Source organism: Metabacillus arenae (assembly GCF_014773385.1).
In the GTDB taxonomy this organism is placed as follows: Bacteria; Bacillota; Bacilli; order Bacillales; family Bacillaceae; genus Metabacillus_D; species Metabacillus_D arenae.
In genome coordinates this window covers 1-18,925 of sequence record NZ_JACXAI010000022.1, presented here as the reverse complement: position 1 = coordinate 18,925, position 18,925 = coordinate 1, and the positions used below count along the sequence as shown (strand labels likewise).

The following is an 18,925-nucleotide window of genomic DNA, read 5'->3' as shown; positions in this document are numbered from 1 at the left end:
CGTTATGAGTTTACTAATCTATAAACAGCAGTTCCCACCTTCTACCTTACAATTTTCCCCTTCCTCTGCCTGAGCATCTAAATAATGTACTTGAATATTCGAACTGACAGTCCGTAATAATTTGCAATTATTACGGACATAGGTGAATAATTCTTCTTTCTGTTCTTTTGTTAAATCACCTTTAGTGGCAACATGAAACGTAACAGCAGAAATATGTCCCGTTTCATCGACCGTATCTTCTGCTGTCATTTGAATATCTTGTAAATCCATCTTATTTTCTCGTGCATATCTTGTCATTGTATATGCTGAGCATGATGATAGACTCGTTAGCCATACTTCAAATGGACGAAAGCCAACGTCTTCTCCCCCAAGATTCGTATCTACATCCATGACTAAGCTTCTCGTCTGCGCTTTTACAAGATGTTGCAATGTTGATATCCGACGTAATTCGATTTTCATTTCTATTCCCCATTTCTCTTTTCTTATTTATTTTCATTCGTACTTACTAATTCATTGGCACGTAGCGTCCGTTCATATAAGAAGTCAACTAAATGAACAGCCTGCATTTGATTTGAGAGGTTTTCCTTTTCAATTCCTAACTTCATTTGAAGCAAGCAGCCTGGGTTACTCGTGATGAGGTAATGTGCCTCTGTATTTTTGACATTTTCCATTTTTCGATCAAGGATTTTTGAAGCCATATCAGGCTGAACTAAATTATAAATACCTGCAGAGCCACAACAGCGGTCCGAGTCTGGAAGCTCAATAAACTCGACATTTGCAATACTGTTCATGAGTTGGCGCGGTGCCTGCACCGAACGCATCACATTTCGTAAATGGCAGGAATCCTGATACGTGACCTTAACTTGCGGTGGGGATTCTTCTCCTTTTGGCTCTGCTGAAAACGAAGGAACCCTTCCAATGTCCATTAAAATCTGACTAACATCCTTTACTCGGTTCGCAAACCATTTCGCGTTGTCAGTCCAATCAGGCTCTTCATGCAGTAAATGATCATACTCTACAAGCAAAGCACCGCAACCACCAGCGTTTGATACGATATAATCAACATTCGCTTCCTGAAAAGCTTTTATGTTTTTCTTCGCCATTTCTTTTGCTATATTTAGTTCTCCACTGTGGGCATGAAGAGCGCCACAACAGTTTTGTGTTGGTGGAATCACGACCTCAAAACCTGCCTCCGAAAGAAGATTGACCGTATTCATGTTCGTCTCTGTAAACAAAACATCCATAATACAGCCACGAAACATACCAACCCGGGCAATTTTTTCCCCTTTTGCTGGGATGAGCGTTTCGCCTAATTTCTCAACCACTCCTTTAAACGAAGCGTCAGGTAAGATTTGTTCCATTTGACTCGTTTGTTTATCAAAAAGCTTTAAAATATTTAGTTTTCTAATAAGCCATCTTAAGCCTGATTTTTGATATATTTTTAATGCTAATCCGATGAAACGCATTCTTTTTTGAGAAGGAAACAAGTGCTTAAACATAAGCGGTCGTAAGAATTTCACCCAACCCCGCCACTCCTCTTGTTGTGCGATCGCATCTCTCGTTTGCTCAATTAATTGTCCATATTTCACATCGGCTGGGCAAACAGGTTCACAGGCACGGCAGCCGAGACATAAACTCATCTGTTCTTTAAACTCCTCGTCTGGGTCCATCAGCCCATCGACAACCGCTTTCATTAGGGCAATTCTTCCTCGAGGAGAAGCTGCTTCATACCCCGTTTCCTTAAACGTTGGACAAGCTGGCTGGCAGAATCCACAGCGCATGCAATTCGTTAACTCATCATAGTTTAATGTTTGTTGCATTTTTTCTGTAAGGGCTTGATGTTTCGGATCGATTGTTTTTAGGTCTGATTTAGCTAAAGGTGCTGTCATGAACTTCTCCTTCCTTTATCTCTTCAGGCCAAATTTTTCCTGGATTTAAAATATTGTCTGGGTCGAATGCTCGTTTGATTCCTTTCATAATCTCGATACCAATCCGACCGACCTTCCATTCCAAGTAAGGAGCTTTAATTAATCCAACACCATGCTCTCCTGTTATCGTCCCCCCTAAATCGATCGCCGCACGAAAGATTTCTTCATACGCCATTTCAACCCGATGAAATTCCTCCTTGTCTCTTGCATCCGTTGCACAAGTTGGGTGAAGGTTGCCGTCTCCTGCATGACCGAACGTACATATTTGTAAGTTATATTTCTCGGCTATTTGATTAATTTGTGTCACCATCTCTGCAATTTTAGAACGCGGTACAGTCGCATCTTCCTGATACGTCGTTGGACGAATTCGTGCGATCGTTGATAAGGCTCCTCTTCTCGCTTGCATTAGTTTCGTTGCTTCTTCGTCACTTTGAGCAATTTTGACGTCGACTGCGCCCTCTTGTTTACAAATGTTAATAATTTCCTTAATATCCTTTTCGACAACGGAAAGGTCCATACCATCTTGCTCGATTAAGAGGATCGCGTCCATATCCGTAGGGAGACCAAGCTTGTTGTATTCCTCCACTACCCGAAGTGTTGCGTTATCAATAAATTCAAGCGTTGCTGGAATAATCCGGTTTCCAACAATTTTAGAAACCGTTCTTGCAGCTGCATAAATATCCTCATACATCGCAATCATCGTTCTCTTCACCTTTGGAGCAGGTAGTAGCTTAACCGTGGCTTCTGTTATAATGGCAAGTGTTCCTTCTGACCCAACAAGCAGTTTCGTAAGGTCGTAGCCCGCTACGTCTTTGTATAGTTTTCCTCCCGTTCGGATGATTTCACCTGATGGAAGAACAGCCTCTAATCCAATCACGTAATCTCTTGTCGTCCCATATTTTAGTCCCCGTAGCCCACCTGCATTTTCCATAATATTACCGCCCATCGTTGAAATCGACATACTCCCTGGATCCGGTGGGTAGAACAAGCCTAGCTTCTCAACTTCCTTATGAAAATTGCTCGTAATCAAGCCAGGCTGGATGATCGCTGTAAGGTTATCTGTGTCAATTTCAAGTAACTGGTTCATGCGATTGGTGACCATGACAATTCCGCCTTTTACCGGTACCGTGCCACCGCATAAATTACTCCCAGCCCCGCGCCCAACAATGGGAATCAGATGTTCTGAAGCGACTTTTAACACAGCAGACACTTCCGCAGTGGAGCCAGGAAATAACACGGCATCAGGAATTTCCTGATAAATAGGCGTAGCATCATAGGAATGACTAATTAGCGCCTCTTGGTTGTCTTTGAAATGCTCTTCTCCAACAATTGCAATCAACTTGTTACGAGCACTAGTATCTAGCATTGGAACTCACCCAAATTCCACGAAGGATTTTCGATTTTTTTTAATTGTTGTTTTATTGTCAGCATGTAATTGTCCTCCTCTTCATCGCCCACCACATTACCCCTCTAACGTTGCAATGGGATTATCGGGATACGTAATCCAATCACTCCAACTTCCTGAATACAATCTCACATTCGTAAATCCTGCTTCTTTTAAAGCTAAAACGTTTGGACACGCGGTTACACCTGATCCGCAGTAGACGATGATTTCGTCTGCCTGTTCTAATTCTGAAAAACGTTCTCTTTGTTGCTCTACTGTCTTCCAGTCCCCTGTTTCATTCAAACTATCCTTCCAAAAAAAGTTTAACGCTCCTGGAATGTGACCTGCTTTAAAATCAATCGGCTCTTCTATACCACGATAACGATTTGGTTCTCGTGAATCGATTAACATAACCCCAGACGTATTCATTTTTTCTTTCACTTCTGCCATGCTTTTGACCATCTCTTCTTGAATCACCGGAAGATATTGACATGCTGTAACAGCCGGTATTTCAGCAGTAACAGGAAATCCGCTCTCCGTCCACTTAGAGAAGCCACCATCCATGACAACCGTCTTTGGATGCCCCAAAAATTGCATTAACCACCAAAAACGTGAAGCCATTGCGCCTCCTTGGTCGTCATAGGCAATAACTGTTACGTTTTCATCAATGCCCAGACTACCGATTTTGTTAGCGAACGTTTCCGCATCTGGAAGAGGGTGACGTCCCCCATGCTCGCTAATCACTCCTGATAAGTCTTCCTCTAGATGAACATAAAGAGCACCAGGGATATGACTTTCATTGTATGCTTGTTGACCAGCTACTAAATCTCCTAAAACAAAACGACAATCGATGATCTGGACATCTGGTTTATCCACCTGCTCCCTTACCCAATCAATACTCACGACTTGCCCCATTAAAACCACTCCTTTTCCTTTTATAGTAGAGGTAGCAATAGCTCCATTTCAGCTATGCATTTTGCTTATTCTTTAGAGTAGACAACCCTTCCTTTTGCCAATGGACAATTCCACCATTTAGGTTTAACACGTTTTTTATTCCATTTGCTTGGAGAATACTTGCTGCAATATTAGAACGAATTCCTGTACGACACTGTGTTAAAATCGGTTTGTCTGTAGGTAGTTCATCCAATCGTTCCGCTAACGTTCCTAACATGATTAGCTGGGAATGAGGAATAAAACCTTCCTTTAATTCCGAAACCTGACGAACATCTAGTACATGTACTTCACCCTTCTCAACCTTTACTCTTATGTCAGAAGGCGTTACATCCTCATAGGATTCAAGCACAAATAAATCACTAGAATGAACCACTTGACTATCCATATAACCTGCTATTTGGTCAATTCCTACCGAATTAAGAGCATGTAAAATGTTCTCTAACTCGGAAGTGTCACAAATAAGATAAAGAGGGCGCTCATAATCAACGAGCCAGCCAGCCCAATTTGGAAAGGATTTATAATAGGGAATATTAATCGTATGTTCGATATGCTTTTTTTGAAATTCACTTGACTGACGCGTATCAATGATTTGTAGATTTTGATTAAGTAACTCTATCATTTTTTGAGCTGATTTGATTTCCTGTGGCTTTTTTAAGTCCTTTAATAAAGCCGGGCCTTTTCTATTTACCTCTTTCATCACCTTAAAATAGGTTGGTGGTTCTGGCTGGTCAGCTAGCAGCTCTTTGCAAAAAGCATCCTCATCCGTTATCGAAAGGGCCCAATTAAACGCTTTCTCATAACCAACAGTTGAAGAAGGCACGGCGCCAAGTGCCTTTCCACATGCACTGCCTGCACCATGCGCTGGCCATACTTGCAAATAGTCTGGCAATTGTTTAAAAGTAGCAAGCGAATTAAACATTGCCTTCGCATTTGCTAACGTAGACCCTTCCTGACCAAGTGCCGATTCAAGAAGATCTGGGCGCCCAATGTCACCGACAAAAACAAAGTCTCCTGAAAAAATCCCCATCGGTAAATCGGCATTTCCACCACGATCCGTTAATAAGAGCGAGATACTTTCAGGCGTATGACCTGGTGTGTGCATGACCTCAAAAATTAAATAACCGATGTTAAATTGGTCTCCGTTAAAGAGAAGCTCGTGTTCAATTCGCTCAACATACTGATAACCCCACTCCTCGCCACCTTCTCCCGAAAGATACAATTTTGCTTGATGAACTTCTCCTAATTCCCTTGCGCCTGACACATAATCAGCATGAATATGTGTTTCAACAGCTGCTTTAATCTGCATGCCTTCTTTTTTAGCAACTTCAAAATATGGTTCTAAATCTCGAGCTGGATCAACGATGATGGCTTCGCCCGTTTTTTGGCAACCTACTAAGTAGGAAGCGTGCGCCAACTTTTCATTGTAAAAATAGCGTAATAACATGGTTTCCTCCCTTCCCTATCGTCTATATCTCAAAATCAATGACGAGTAAGTCTTCTAAACCGATTTCCATTAAAAATGCGACAGCCTCCTGATGCTTTGGATGAGGACCGTAATGTTTTAGGGCCTGTTTGTCATTAAGTCGAACAGAAAGCCCAATCTCATACCCTTTGTTTCGATCAGAGAAATTATGATTACAGTGTAAGTCAACAATCCCTGAAATCTCATTTTTAAGCGTTCTAAGCTTTTCAATTGCTAGATTTTTTTGTTCATCTGTTGTTTGATGATTAAATTTAAACGTGACAAAATGTTCTACCACTTAGCACCCTCCTACAAACTCCTTTTCGTAACTCCTACTTTCACTATACTTTCTTTAAAATAGTAAGTGAAATTGAAATCTTTTAAATTTTGCATAAATTATTCTTATAGAGGCTGTTCAAAAAGGAGTGTTTTTCCTTTTTTGAACAGTCTTGAAGCAATGAGCGCAGTCGCTACATTTTTTAAAAGTCTTATGGTGAGTAAGTTTAACACCATTAGACGCGTAGCGAACGGAGCCATTGCCTTGCTCTTGAGGTACTATTTGAACACGCTTTTATAGATAATCGAGTAACGCTAAGCCGACATGAATAAGTAGCATAATAATCGCAATCACCCAAACCTCTTTAAGTAGCGCTAACGTTTCTGATTGAAAGCTTAATCCTAAACTTCCTCCGATTAAAACGGGGATAAGTCGCCTTACTTTTAGTGGTTCCGAATTGTTTTTTATAAAAAAGCTTTAAAATAAAAGGAAAAATAGCTAAAACGATGAGCAGTCTCATGACATGCAATAGGGCAACAATCGGTGAATTTAAATCTAACACTTGGGCAATTGTCGACATTTCTGCAATTCCACCGGGAGCTGTTGCTAAAAAAACGGTTTGTCGCTCCATACTTGTAAATAAGCTTAAAACAACATAGCCTACTCCAAATGTCATGACAAAAACGCCAACCGTAATAATAACTAAACAACCAAGTAACCTCTTAATTTCATTTGTATCCAGTTTTGAAAACGTAAGTCCCAGCATTAAGCCTAATGCGAGCTGCACGATAAAGGACAAAAAGCTCGATGGCTCCAACGTTAAAAAACTCATATACTTCCCGAATCCCTACAGCCAGCATTGCTCCTATCAAAGTGCCAGCAGGAATGCGTAGTCGATTTCATACATAACCACCTATCCCTCCTAGTAGAAGAAAAAGAAAAAATTGTAAAATGACCATGTTAATGCCTTCTTCCTAGATGATTAATGATGTTTAGCCCATACATCCCCCCATTAAAAGCTCAAAAATAATTACTCTTCTTTAGTTACTGAAAAAGGAAAAAGTTGAGTAATATCACTTATGTTTTCTAAATCTCTTAGTTGTTGATAACTGGTGTTCGCTTCAGAAGTAAATTCCTCCCTACTTAAACAATCGAAAAACTTCTCCTTTAAATCCGTCTGACTAAGTGGTTGCTTTGAAGACCCCTTTGCATGAAAGATGGTCTCTTTGTATGCTTTTTCGTTTGTATGAATGATTAATTCAATGTAGCCAATATCTCCTACTGGTCGATTTTCTTTTATCGTTTCATCTTCGCTTAAAAAGACCTTTTTTAGTAATTCTTGGATTACGGCACGGTTAACCATTTCATCCGTAAACGACTGCACAGACAGTTTTTGATCTTGTAGCATCGCTGCAATGACATATTCTAAACTAAATTTTCCCTCTACCCCACTCTTTGGTCGGTTGTAAATGAGCGGAACGTATGAACCAACTGCAGCAACACACTCAATCCTCTCAATGTCTTCTAGCTTAAATTGGTTCGTTTGAGAAAGAATGAGTGCGGCGTCGGCAAAACGATGCGTCGCATAACAACAAGGATATCTTTTTACATTAAATCCAGGATCAATGAGACTCCACGGCTTCCCTAAATCCTCTCCCCAGAACTCCTTGACCTCTTCGTCGGTAAAAAGGTCAAAGACTCCTGTTTTAGGGGTAAACGTATCCTCGCATGCCGTAAATCCTCTTTTAACAAGTTGTGCCGCTTCGATGCCATTTTTTGCACAATAGCCAATGTGGAAGGGCTTTGTCATCGTTCCAAAATTTAGCTTTAATCCTGACATCATAGAAGTAGCTAAACCAAATACCTGTTTAAACTCGGCTTGAGTAAAAGAATACAATTTTCCAATAGCTGAAGCGACTCCGATAACCCCCAATGTGGCGGTTGGGTGCCACCCTTTCACAACGTGAGATGGGTTTACGTAACTTCCTAGTTTCGTCATGATTTCTACGCCCACGCTAAAAGCTGTTATTAATTCTTTTCCTGTTTTCTTTTCTGCTTCAGCAACTGCTAGGATAGCAGAATAAATCGGAATGCTCGGGTGTCCTCGAAGCCCTGAATGAACATCATCAAAATCAATGGCATGGCCCATGACTCCATTAACTAAAGCAGCTAAACTCTCAGATGTTTTTAATTCATATCCTAAAATTGTTGCGCTTGTCTTCATCGATTGATCCTTCACCCAGTCAATAAGGAGATCCGCTACCGGTTCTTTATAACCTGTAAAAATCACCCCATGCGTATCGATAATCGCATTCTTTGTATTTTCAATTACCTGTGCTGGTAAATCCTCATATTCGGTTGAGGCACAAAACTCGCATAAGCGGTTAACGAACATTACTGTCACCTCCCTTTTCCTATCTAAATCAATACGTTAAATCATTTTGTTTTTTTTCAATCTTAAATACCTTTTTGATGATGGGAAAGATTAGCACAAAAATCGTTAATAGCATGAACACAAGTGCAATCGGTCGCGTAAAAAAAATCGAGAAATCATTGTGCGAAAGTAAAAGCGACTGCCGGTAATTCGTTTCGAGCATCCCGCCGAGAACGAGTGCAAGTACAATCGGGGCTAACGGGAAATGAAACTTTTTCAAAAAATAACCGAGAACACCTAGCAAGAGCATCAAGCCTACTTCAAAATAACTATAGTTAATCATGTACACACCGATAAAACAGAGAGCGGCAATTAACGGGGCTAAATATGGCTTTACAACTTCTATCAACCACGCAAACCCTGGGACAAATGCTGTGTTCAAAATTAAAAGTAGGACATTGGCAAGCATAAGACCGGCAATCGTTGCCCAAATAATATCTCCTGATTTTTCAATCATTAAGGGACCTGGTTGTAGACCCAACATAATTAATGCCCCTAACAAAATCGCGCCTGTACCTGAGCCTGGAATCCCCATTGAAAACAAAGGAATGAGCGCTCCGCCAATTGAAGCATTATTTGCTGATTCAGGACCACTTAACCCTTGATCTTTTCCCTTTCCAAATTGTTCAGGGGTTTTGGAAAGCTTTTTTTCCGTTGAATAACTAAGGAACGTTGCAACGGTTGCACCAGCACCAGGTAATGTACCTACAAAAAAACCAGTTAAAGCACCTCTTACAATACTCCAGCCGTTACTAATGATTTGTTTAATAGTTGGAAAGAGTTCTTTAAAGGGAATTTTTCGAGCGATATCTGAAGAATCACCATCGCCACTTCGTTTACCTTTTGATTCGATATTAACCAACACCTCTGAAATTCCGAATATCCCGACAGCGACAACAACTAGCTCAATTCCATCCCATAACCCTAGTAATCCAAAAGTTAACCGCTGTGACCCCTGAATCGCATCCATTCCAACCATTGAAAGTAATAACCCGAGTCCCATCGCAATTAAACCTTTCAGTAAACTTTGGTCACCTAAGCCACTTGTCGCAAGCAAGGCAAATAAAATCAAAGCAAAGTATTCTGGTGAACTAAAAATGAGCGCCCAATCCGCAACAAGAGGGGTTAAAAACACCAAACCCATAAAGCCGATCATTCCGCCGATAAAAGAAGCAATCGCACTCAATGCAAGCGCGTACCCTGCTTTTCCTTTTTTCGTCATCGGGTATCCATCGAAAGCCGTCACGACAGCAGATGCTTCTCCCGGAACATTTACTAAAATCGATGACATCCGACCACCGTACATCGTCCCTTGATAAATCCCCATTAATAAGACGAGTGCCTCTAACGTATCTAATGAAAAGCATAAAGGAAGAAGCAAAGCAACCCCAGCTGTTGGACCCAACCCTGGGAGAGCCCCAACTAAGGTTCCAAGCGTTACACCGACTAAACACCACATAATGACCTGAGGATTTAGTAAACTGACAAAGCCTTCCATCAAAAACTGTAGTTCCATTCTGCTTACACCTCCTATCCAAATATGCCTTTTGGTAAATTAAGATTTAATGCAAACTCAAAAATGAGGTAAATGCTTACCGATGTGGAAATACTAAAAATAGCTGACCTCAGCCATGATAATTTTTCAATAAATACAAGGGTTACTAATAGAAAAAGTCCCGTTGTTACAGTCACTCCTAAATATTCCCCTAGAAAAATGGCTAGAGCCATCGCAACAACTAAAAAGAGTTGTTTTGAAACGATTGACCTAGGATTCACTTTTTTCTCTTGAACTGGTTTTTCTTTCTTCATTTTTCGAATGAGTGAAACAATATAACATAACGTTAATAGTAGAATGAGGACCGTTAAGATTCTTGGAAAAAAACCTGAAGCTAGCAATCCATTAGGTAACATAAATGGAAGGGTCATCGATTGTAAAAAAAACAAAAAAATAAATAGAAAAAAAAACATCGCAAAAATAAGTTCCTTCTTCATAAAATTCCTCCTTTTACAAAAGTACAGATAGAGACGTGTTCTTCCTGTTGCTGTAAAAAGGAAGGAGAAGGTTATTCATAAACGGTTCGCTTAAAATACCCCTGACTTCCCTTTCAATGTTCTAGCTATCTATTTTCTTCTATTCTCTTAATATAAGCTCCAAAACTTTCCCCTTCTGTTTTAAGAAAGTCTAAATACGCTTCCGAGTCCTTAAACGTAGCTTGAAGCATTTCTTGCTCTAGATATTCCTGCCATTCTGGAGTTGTCTCGATTTTACTCATAACATCCTCCCAGTATTGAACAACTTCTTCAGGAACATCCTTACCCATCCAAATACCACGAGCTTTGTCATGAACAATATTAATTCCAAGCTCTACTAAAGTCGGCGTATCAGGAAATTGTTCTAATCGCTCAGGTGATAAGACAGCTAAAACTTTCATATTTCCTACTTCCGCTTGGTCAACAATGCCTTTAGAAGCACTTAATAGTGCCACATCCGTATGCTCGCCGACAATGGACGTAATGACTTCTGAAAGTCCACCAGTTGGGATAGTGTTTAAGTCGCCTAACTCAATGTCACTACCGATTTCTTCAAAAATCGTATACCATCTATAAGGTTCAGCACTATCTAAAGCGCCAGGTATTGAAATCGAAACCGAAGCTGGATCTTTCTCAATCGCTTCAATCACTTCTTCAGCTGTCTCGTAAGGTGAATTTTTCCCAACGACCATTGCAACAGTTCCTGTAGAAGCTTGTGCGACTGGTATAAAATCGTCATATCCCGCATCGAATGAACCATTAACAAGCGGTATACCCATTTCAGGCACAATCATGATTTGGTGATCATCATCTGACTCCTTTTGCATTTTTATAAACGCATTCACTCCACTTGCTCCAGGTAAATTCTCAACTTGAAAGGTTTGGTCAACAATGCCGTTATTATTTAACGCTTGAATCATCACCCTTGCCATTGTATCCGTCCCGCCCCCTGGGGCATACCCAACCAAAATGTTAATATCCTCTTTCGGGTAATCCAATGCAGCTTCTTCTTTGGTCGTGCCAGTATCTTGAGAAGATGAACAGGCAGCAACTAGAAGCAATAGCGAAATCATGACAATCAACACCTTAACAATTGGAAATGGTCTCATCTAAGTTCCTCCTTTATTTTTAAAACAGTAATAAGAGTACAAATTCACACCACAGAAAGCGCTTTCAAACAGTTTAAAAAAAATTTACGACTTTTCTATCTGTTTTCTTCTCTAATTGTGAACCGTTTCATCAGACTGCTGTTTTACTTCTAACCACCCAGATTGTTCAGCTTTTTCAACGACCTGATCGACAATCAAAGGAGCAGAACCTAAATAAGTCATTGGGTCAAGGAGGTGTTCTAGCTCTTCGATGGCAATCGCTTCTCGAACTTGTTCATTTTCGAGTAACACGTCCCGGAAGGGTCTCCCTTCCTCCACTGCCTTCATACAAATTTCGTAAACAACGTGATGAGCTGTTTGCTTACCTAAAGGTTCTCCTAAAGCAAACATCACCCTTTCTGACATCATCAAGCCACCCATCAAGTTAAGATTTTTTTCCATACTGGTTGGTTTCACAACAAGCCCCGAGAGAACCGCCTTTGCCGTCGATAATTGGAACGAAAGATAGATACAGCTTTCAGAAACGAGAATCCATTCTCCACGCCATGCCATTAATTCTCGTTCGTGTTCAACAATCATCGATTCTTGCGCCATTGCAACATTATAACGTATTGGTTTTGCTAATGATGCTAGTGATTCAAATGCTGAAGGGTTTCGTTTATGAGGCATTGTCGATGAACCAACCTTCCCATCAGTGAATGGTTCCTCTAATTCATCAATCTCTGTCCGCATCAAGTTATAGAATTCGTTCCCCATTTTTGCAAGCGTTGCACTTATCATCCCAAGAATACTAATATATTCAGCGACCCGATCTCGCGAGGAGTGCCAGCAAATATCTGGTGCTGCGAGCCCAAGCATCTCTAGTGAACGGCGCTCAACAGCCTGACCAAGTGGCCCAAATGATGCGAAGGTTCCAACCGCTCCGCTCAATACACCAGTAAAAACTCTCGCCTCGGATTCTCGTAATCGATCAAGGTGTCGAATCACCTCATTCAGAAGAACGGATAATTTAAAGCCAAACGTGGTCGGTATCCCTTGGACGCCATGTGTTCGACCTGCCATCGGTGTTTCGCGATGTTCACGTGCAAGGCGTGCAAGTTCACTTGCAACTTCTTGAAGTTCTCGAACAATTACCTGATGTGCTTCCTTCAGTTGAAGTATCACGCCGGTATCAATCACATCTTGTGTCGTTACACCGTAATGAACATATTCACCGTATCCAGGTCCACACACATTTTGCAAGGCATTGACTGTCGGGGTCAATGCGTGCCTAACTTTTTGTACCTCTACAGCAATTTCTTCAAGATTCAGAAATTCAACTTTCGCTTTTTCTGAAATGACTTTTGCAGCGTCTTCCGGGATAAGCCTTTCCTCCGCCTCTGAAAGAGCGAGAGCCGCTTCAACATCCAAATGTTTTTGTGTCCGATTTTCCTCTGACCAAACGTTCCGCATTTCCTCCGTTCCAAATACATTTCGAGTCATAAGCATATCAATAATATGTGATGCCATAAAAACTCCTTTCTTTCGTTCAATCGAATTTTTAGATTGTTCTTACAACTCAACTATACAAGGTGACCCAAGTGATGTGAAATCCAAATTTTTTTAATATTCCATAAATAATTTTAATGAAAGAGAACTTTCTCTCTTTTTAAACCTTTCGATTTCCTAAATATGAACTCTCTTTCTTTTATCATCAAAGTTCTACAAAACCAGATTCTCTTCGCCCTTTTCACTGTTTCTAAGTGCTGGTTTTTCATTTTTCTCTTCGAACTAGTTTCTTTGGCTTTTTCTAACCCTTGAAATAAGTAGTTAAATCAATTAAGATTTTATTATTCTAAATATTTTTTTATTTTAGATTGCTAGGGGGGATACCGTTGAACGAGATCGAGTGTGAAATGCTCCAATATTTATTTGAAGAACGAAATATGACCAAGGCTGCTGAACGCTTGTACATTACCCAGCCTGCACTTACATATCGCCTACAACAAATCGAAAAAGAATACGGGGTTCAGGTTATTAACAAAAATGGTAAGTCTTTCAACTTTACGCCAGAGGGTGAGCATTTAGTAGCCTATGCCCAAAAAACATTGCTCGACATTCGAAAAACAAAAAACTATATTCTCAATCTTAGCAAGGAAGTCCAGGGTACTTTAAGGATTGGGGCCAACAAAATCTACGCGCGTTACACCCTTCCACCTATCTTAAAAAGCTTTAAGGAAGCGTATCCAAAAGTCGATATTCAGCTTCAAACTGGTTTTAGCTTTGAAGCGCTTGAACGCTTACAAAACGAAGAAGTTTACGTTGGTTTAATTCGCGGCAACTATGAATGGTTTGACGAAAAATATTTGTTAAATGAAGAAAACATTTGCCTAATTTCAAAGGAAAAGCTCAATATTGACGACCTTCCAAAACTTCCAAGAATCTATTACAATATCGATGCAAAGCTACCCATTAAATCAAAAGACTATAATTTCCTCCCGATTGATAAAACCATTGCAAATTGGTGGTATGAACGCTTCAGTTCCCCACCATTGAATACGATGCATGTAGACAGTTATGAAACGTGTAAAGAAATGGTGAAGTTTGATTTAGGGTATGCCATTGTCCCACGTGCATACGTAAATGAAAGTGATGAATTATATTGCTTAGATTTGAACTTAAAGGATGGACAGAATATTAAAGTAAAGACATGGATGTTCTACCGAAGCTCATCTTTACGATTGACAATCGTCGACAAGTTTGTTGAACACTTAATAGAGCAAAATGGTCAGTTTCCAAAATTATAGTTCAAACTTTATACATCTATAACTGCTTGTTATTCGATCACGAAAGGTGTAAATCACACCTTTTGTGACACCCTCATTTTTTGTCTGTATGAAGTCTGTTTTTTCTCCTTAAAATGGCAAAATCCCCCACCAAATATTTACAACTGTTGCCAAGATGAGCGTTGCGAGTACCCATTGCAACGATTTTGTCTTCATTTTTTTGCTTATTTTCACGCCTAAAGGGGTCGCTACCAAACTTGCGATAACCATAATAAGGGATGGAATAAGTAGCATGTGACCACCTAATAGTTTTCCTGCGGTTGAACCGATTGATGAAATAAAGGTAATCGCAAACGAGGAGGCGATCGCAACACGAGTCGGAATTTTCAACAAAACAAGCATCACAGGGATCGTAATAAATCCACCGGCTGCACCGACAATTCCTGAAAATCCCCCAATAACAAAAGCGGCCGCTGCGGCAAGTGTTTTATTAAAAACGATTTCGTTAAAATTAATTTCTTCATTGGTTTTTTTCGGTAAAAAAATCATAATTGCGGCTATGAGCGCTATCATGGCATAAACAAGATTAATCGTCGCATTTTCTAAAAACTTTGAGCCGTAACCCCCGATAAAGCTACCAATGATCATCGCTCCGCCCATCGTAATCACTAAAGCCCTATTAATATAGCCTCCCTTTCGAAAAGCAAACATTCCAACTAACGTAGCAAAAAATACTTGAACAGCGTTTATTGCAGATACTTCTTGAGCAGTGAATGAAACAAACCCAAGCAGTGCCGGAATATACAATAGCATCGGATACTTAATAATTGAGCCACCAATACCAACCATTCCTGAAATAATCGAGCCGATAACTCCAATTAAGAAAAGCAGAATGATATAACTTACGTCCATTTCAGGTTATCCTTTCCCCATCTAGATTTCTTCTCGAAAAGGTTCTCAGACTGCTTTTTCTACTTTTACTAAACAGGTGTGATACGTAATATTATCACCCCACTCTGTTGGTCGTTCACTCGTTAATACATTGACAGCGCCAACAACCTCTCCCTCCTCAGAAAGAGCATAATAACCATTATCCAAGCTAACGGCGCCACTTACAATTTGATCCGTCACTCGTACCTGAGCCCGTACAGCTCCTCTATGATTGCTAATTCGTACCCATTCCTTATTCCCGACATTAAACGTGTTGGCATCATCTGGGTGCATCGCTAGCATAGGTGGGGATTCGATTTCGCTTAAAATAGAATTGGTTGTTTTAGCTTGCTTTGGACAGAGAAGTTGTAATGGAAACTCTGCTCGCTGGGGGTCTTCTACACCTTCAGGATTTTTTTGATAGACTGCACAAACTGGTAATCCTCTATCCGCTAAATAAGGCGAGCTTATTTGAATTTTTCCGCTAGGTGTCGGGAACGGTACTCCCTCTTCGACTTGTTTTTTAAACGGAATTGATAGGGGATTCGGTAGCTCATAAATCCCGCTCCGCTGAAATTCTTCAAAATCTGGTACACCAAACTGGTCTGCAAAATGCCTTAACCAGCCTTCTTCACCTTTATTATCGAACTCCTCTCCTTTTCCGAACTGGTCAGCAAGCGCCCGTAATATCTCAAAATCAGAACGGACACCCGAAGGCGGTTCGACTACCTTCTGCTGATAGAGAATAAAGTTCCCATGACCTGCCCACGGGGTTTGAATGTCATTTCGCTCCATGAACGTAGTCGCCGGAAGAACGAGATCGGCTTGACGGGCTGTTAAGGTAAGAAATTGCTCGTGAACGACAAAGAAATCTAATTTTCTCATTGCTTCTATCGTCCGATTGATATTAGATGTTTGATGAACTAAGTTCCCTCCGACACAGTACCCCATATGAATATCTGTTGGAAATCCACCTGCTACCCCTTGTGCAATCGCTTCAGGCCAATTAGTGATTCGTACGGACACATCAACTGGATTTTCTGGTACAGGTAATCCAAAACCATGTGGACCGATTCCATACCCACATCCTCCTGAATTTCCTCCCATTTTCCCAACATTTCCTGTCATCGTTGCTAATGTCGCTGTTGCACGGGTAAAATGCTCTCCTTGGGCACTTCGTTGCGCGCCACGGCCTGATTGCATCGTCGCCGGTTTCGTTGTCGCATAAAGTCGTGCCAATTCAATGATCTTTTCCTCAGGAACACCAGAAATCTCACTAGCCCAAATAGGTGTTTTCGTAACGCCATCCTCTTCTCCCTGAACATTCGATCGAAACGATTCAAATCCAACCGTAAATTGATTCACAAAGTCTCGATCCCAAAGATCCTCCTTGATCATCACAAACGCCATCGCTAACAATACTGCGACATCTGTACCTGGTTTGATCGGGATCCACTCATCTGCTAATCTTGTCGTTTCCGTTTTTCTTGGGTCAATGCAAATGATTTTGATCCCTTTACGACGCGCTTGCTGAAGATAAGAAATAAAATCTGAACCAAACTTCGTAACGGCTGGATTATGCCCCCATAATAAAATAAGCTTCGAGTTTAGTAAATCAGAATACTCATGAGCGGTATGTTTTGTGCCAAAAACTTCATTTGAAGCTGTTTCAGCAGCACCAAAGCTATAGCTTCCTTTCACTTCAAGTCTGCCGCCTAGTAGATTTAAAAACCGTCCCGTCATTTTCCTACATTCATGCAGCACAGCTGAAACAGCACCTGTTCGTGAAAGGTCAATGATTGAACCAGCACCATGTTTAGCCAGTGTCTCACCTAAATGATAGGTAATGATTTTAATTGCTTCTTCCCAAGAGATAGGCTTGAACTGACCTTGGCCCCGCTCGCCAACTCGTAGTAATGGAGTAGTCAGTCGTTCAGGATGGTAAAGCCTTTTTAAATAACTAAGCCCTCGACCACATGGAACGATGTTTAACTTTTTATTGAGCGCTTTTCTCCCCGAAATAGAAATTGCCTTTCCGTTTTCAACCTTGACCTCTAACGGGCATTTCCCCCCACAATCATGGGCACAGGAAGTATAATGAACCTGTGATTGCATAGATTCAACCCCTTTTCAATGACTAATAGTTTAAACCTCTAAACTCGAATAAATTTTTTAAATATTCCAATATCATTTTCACTATACTCTCAACCATATCGATTGTAAAATTAATAAATTTAATCAAAGTCATAAATGAATTTTTTGGATACGTTACTAAACCGTTTAGACAAAGCAATATTTAGGCAATTAGCTAAAGCTGGGGTATCTCCAAGATACCCCTATATCTTCCATGGAAAATAAAGAGGTAGAAATAACTGATTATCGAGGTGGATCAATAATAAACAAAGACAAGGAACAGGCAAGAGAAACTAAAATTATATTTACTCTAACAAAGAAAGAAGCCTAAAAGGGTGAATTAGTTTGAGGTGATCTCTATGAAGCTTTTTCTTATCATGTAACTTTGGAGAAGGTTATTCAAATGCATCTGATCCACTTTATTAAAGAGTATAAAAAAGGAAATTTACCCAACGCAGTTGCAGACATAGTGAAGTATTGCAGGAAGATTTTTCCCGATGATTAAGACAATAGTCTTTTTTTTGAAACTTAATATAATTTTACACACTCAAAACTATAAAAGTTTATTTAATTATACTAATTAGAAGGCTTTCAACTTCTACAGATAGCCTTCTCGATTCCCCAAAATATACTACTTCCTCAAAATCTTAATTCCCTTAAACTCTCTCGATCAACTTCAAGTGAATAAAATCAGCTCAATTTGCAATTATGTAAGAGAACCACTTATAGGCTTGATGACAGGGTGTAGTGTTTAAATAATATGTTATTTATGTAGCTTTGAAAGAAAGTTTGATCAAAAATCCCTCTCAAATCCTAATAGTATGGCAAAATAAAAGAATCCATTTTGAAAAAAGATTGATCAAAATGGATTCCTCTTTTTAGAAATTTTTTATAAAAAAGTTTGATCATTTGTGCGTCTGATCTTCCGCAATTGCGCCGTTCATTGAATAAAAAAAATGATAACCCCCACTGAATCAAAATAAGATTTTTTGCCTTCATCCCTTAACTTTAGAAGTGAAGGACTTCTGCTAAATGAAATTAAATAAACGAGAGTAATCATAATGGATTTTTAGTAAAACAGTCAATCTATAGTAAGTCCGTGATCAAGTTTCAAAGTAATGGATTAGCTAATTTATTAACATATATGAGAGAAGAAGGGGCTGCAGGAGTACGTCTGTCCACCTATTATATTAAAATCAACTGTACAAGAATCGCCCACTTGCTTCCCACCCTAAACCTGAACGGTCAAGATTTCTTGTTTTTCCTTGAATTCTTCATTTATGCTTTCTATACATTTTTCAAATTGTGGTTGTTCTTCTGTTAATAGTTTTAGTATATGTTTTCCAATGATTTCTTCTGTATGTTTTAAATCGATACACTGGCATTTTCAAAAACAGTCTCTCGTTTTCCATTCATGATGGTTGTTCTTTTCTTCGTCCTCTTTAGATGTGCTTTAAGGCAGAAACCTAAGAACTCTGATGAGTTCTTCTTTAAGTTGACAACCTTCGATTTTTCTTC

The 18,925-nt window shown here is 39.9% G+C and carries 15 protein-coding genes; 1 reads left to right on the top strand and 14 read right to left on the bottom strand.

Translation table 11 applies throughout. The features are described from left to right. Window positions 1-18 precede the first annotated feature (18 nt). The 12 genes from IC621_RS16310 to purB all read right to left on the bottom strand — a co-directional run bounded on the left by IC621_RS16310 (window position 19) and on the right by purB (window position 13,088). Window positions 19-459 (bottom strand): OsmC family protein, encoded by a 441-nt coding sequence (locus tag IC621_RS16310; RefSeq protein ID WP_191159395.1) that lies wholly within the window; start codon window positions 457-459, stop codon window positions 19-21. 23 nt (window positions 460-482) lie between these two features. Further along, the gene (locus IC621_RS16305; protein ID WP_191159394.1) at window positions 483-1,889 is read right to left on the bottom strand and encodes a (Fe-S)-binding protein; all 1,407 of its coding nucleotides are present in this window, start codon (window positions 1,887-1,889) and stop codon (window positions 483-485) included. Next, complete coding sequence (locus IC621_RS16300; RefSeq protein WP_191159393.1) at window positions 1,870-3,294, bottom strand: FAD-binding oxidoreductase; 1,425 nt, start codon at window positions 3,292-3,294, stop codon at window positions 1,870-1,872. Before IC621_RS16300 ends, IC621_RS16305 begins: the two co-directional genes overlap by 20 nt. A 96-nt stretch (window positions 3,295-3,390) precedes the next feature. Then, window positions 3,391-4,227, bottom strand: a complete 837-nt coding sequence (locus tag IC621_RS16295; RefSeq protein ID WP_191159392.1) for a sulfurtransferase — start codon at window positions 4,225-4,227, stop codon at window positions 3,391-3,393. 52 nt (window positions 4,228-4,279) lie between these two features. Continuing rightward, a complete protein-coding gene (locus tag IC621_RS16290) occupies window positions 4,280-5,710 on the bottom strand; it encodes an MBL fold metallo-hydrolase (protein ID WP_191159391.1) in 1,431 nt (476 codons plus the stop codon). A 22-nt stretch (window positions 5,711-5,732) separates the two neighbouring features. Continuing rightward, window positions 5,733-6,026 (bottom strand): Dabb family protein, encoded by a 294-nt coding sequence (locus tag IC621_RS16285; protein ID WP_191159390.1) that lies wholly within the window; start codon window positions 6,024-6,026, stop codon window positions 5,733-5,735. A gap of 343 nt (window positions 6,027-6,369) precedes the next feature. Beyond that, a complete protein-coding gene (locus IC621_RS16280; RefSeq protein WP_191159389.1) occupies window positions 6,370-6,837 on the bottom strand; it encodes an AbrB family transcriptional regulator in 468 nt (155 codons plus the stop codon). A 198-nt stretch (window positions 6,838-7,035) separates the two neighbouring features. Next, window positions 7,036-8,400, bottom strand: a complete 1,365-nt coding sequence (locus IC621_RS16275; RefSeq protein WP_191159388.1) for an MmgE/PrpD family protein — start codon at window positions 8,398-8,400, stop codon at window positions 7,036-7,038. A gap of 28 nt (window positions 8,401-8,428) precedes the next feature. Beyond that, complete coding sequence (locus IC621_RS16270; protein WP_191159387.1) at window positions 8,429-9,955, bottom strand: tripartite tricarboxylate transporter permease; 1,527 nt, start codon at window positions 9,953-9,955, stop codon at window positions 8,429-8,431. Window positions 9,956-9,969: 14 nt separating this feature from the next. Further along, window positions 9,970-10,431 (bottom strand): tripartite tricarboxylate transporter TctB family protein, encoded by a 462-nt coding sequence (locus tag IC621_RS16265; protein WP_191159386.1) that lies wholly within the window; start codon window positions 10,429-10,431, stop codon window positions 9,970-9,972. 125 nt (window positions 10,432-10,556) lie between these two features. Next, window positions 10,557-11,579, bottom strand: coding sequence for a Bug family tripartite tricarboxylate transporter substrate binding protein (locus IC621_RS16260; RefSeq protein WP_191159385.1), 1,023 nt, complete (start codon window positions 11,577-11,579; stop codon window positions 10,557-10,559). A 111-nt stretch (window positions 11,580-11,690) separates the two neighbouring features. Beyond that, complete coding sequence (gene purB, locus IC621_RS16255) at window positions 11,691-13,088, bottom strand: adenylosuccinate lyase (protein ID WP_191159384.1); 1,398 nt, start codon at window positions 13,086-13,088, stop codon at window positions 11,691-11,693. Window positions 13,089-13,453: 365 nt separating this feature from the next. On the opposite strand from purB, the gene IC621_RS16250 reads away from it, so the two are divergent. Next, on the top strand, window positions 13,454-14,365 hold the full coding sequence (locus tag IC621_RS16250) for a LysR family transcriptional regulator (RefSeq protein WP_191159383.1): 912 nt from the start codon (window positions 13,454-13,456) through the stop codon (window positions 14,363-14,365). Window positions 14,366-14,473: 108 nt separating this feature from the next. On the opposite strand, the gene IC621_RS16245 is transcribed toward IC621_RS16250, so the two are convergent. Continuing rightward, window positions 14,474-15,256 carry a sulfite exporter TauE/SafE family protein gene (locus IC621_RS16245; protein ID WP_191159382.1) on the bottom strand — a complete coding sequence of 261 codons (783 nt, stop codon included), beginning with the start codon at window positions 15,254-15,256 and terminating at the stop codon, window positions 14,474-14,476. A 45-nt stretch (window positions 15,257-15,301) separates the two neighbouring features. Further along, window positions 15,302-17,389, bottom strand: a complete 2,088-nt coding sequence (locus IC621_RS16240; RefSeq protein ID WP_191159381.1) for a molybdopterin-containing oxidoreductase family protein — start codon at window positions 17,387-17,389, stop codon at window positions 15,302-15,304. Window positions 17,390-18,925: the final 1,536 nt, after the last annotated feature.

Excerpts from the sequence above, each read along its gene's own strand:
- IC621_RS16305 (WP_191159394.1), bottom strand. The coding sequence starts at position 1,889 with ATGACAGCACCTTTAGCTAAATCAGACCTAAAAACAATCGATCCGAAA.
- purB (WP_191159384.1), bottom strand. The coding sequence starts at position 13,088 with ATGGCATCACATATTATTGATATGCTTATGACTCGAAATGTATTTGGA.
- IC621_RS16265 (WP_191159386.1), bottom strand. The coding sequence starts at position 10,431 with ATGAAGAAGGAACTTATTTTTGCGATGTTTTTTTTTCTATTTATTTTT.
- IC621_RS16300 (WP_191159393.1), bottom strand. The coding sequence starts at position 3,294 with ATGCTAGATACTAGTGCTCGTAACAAGTTGATTGCAATTGTTGGAGAA.
- IC621_RS16290 (WP_191159391.1), bottom strand. The coding sequence starts at position 5,710 with ATGTTATTACGCTATTTTTACAATGAAAAGTTGGCGCACGCTTCCTAC.
- IC621_RS16270 (WP_191159387.1), bottom strand. The coding sequence starts at position 9,955 with ATGGAACTACAGTTTTTGATGGAAGGCTTTGTCAGTTTACTAAATCCT.
- IC621_RS16275 (WP_191159388.1), bottom strand. The coding sequence starts at position 8,400 with ATGTTCGTTAACCGCTTATGCGAGTTTTGTGCCTCAACCGAATATGAG.
- IC621_RS16295 (WP_191159392.1), bottom strand. The coding sequence starts at position 4,227 with ATGGGGCAAGTCGTGAGTATTGATTGGGTAAGGGAGCAGGTGGATAAA.
- IC621_RS16240 (WP_191159381.1), bottom strand. The coding sequence starts at position 17,389 with ATGCAATCACAGGTTCATTATACTTCCTGTGCCCATGATTGTGGGGGG.
- IC621_RS16280 (WP_191159389.1), bottom strand. The coding sequence starts at position 6,837 with ATGAGTTTTTTAACGTTGGAGCCATCGAGCTTTTTGTCCTTTATCGTG.
- IC621_RS16245 (WP_191159382.1), bottom strand. The coding sequence starts at position 15,256 with ATGGACGTAAGTTATATCATTCTGCTTTTCTTAATTGGAGTTATCGGC.
- IC621_RS16260 (WP_191159385.1), bottom strand. The coding sequence starts at position 11,579 with ATGAGACCATTTCCAATTGTTAAGGTGTTGATTGTCATGATTTCGCTA.
- IC621_RS16310 (WP_191159395.1), bottom strand. The coding sequence starts at position 459 with ATGAAAATCGAATTACGTCGGATATCAACATTGCAACATCTTGTAAAA.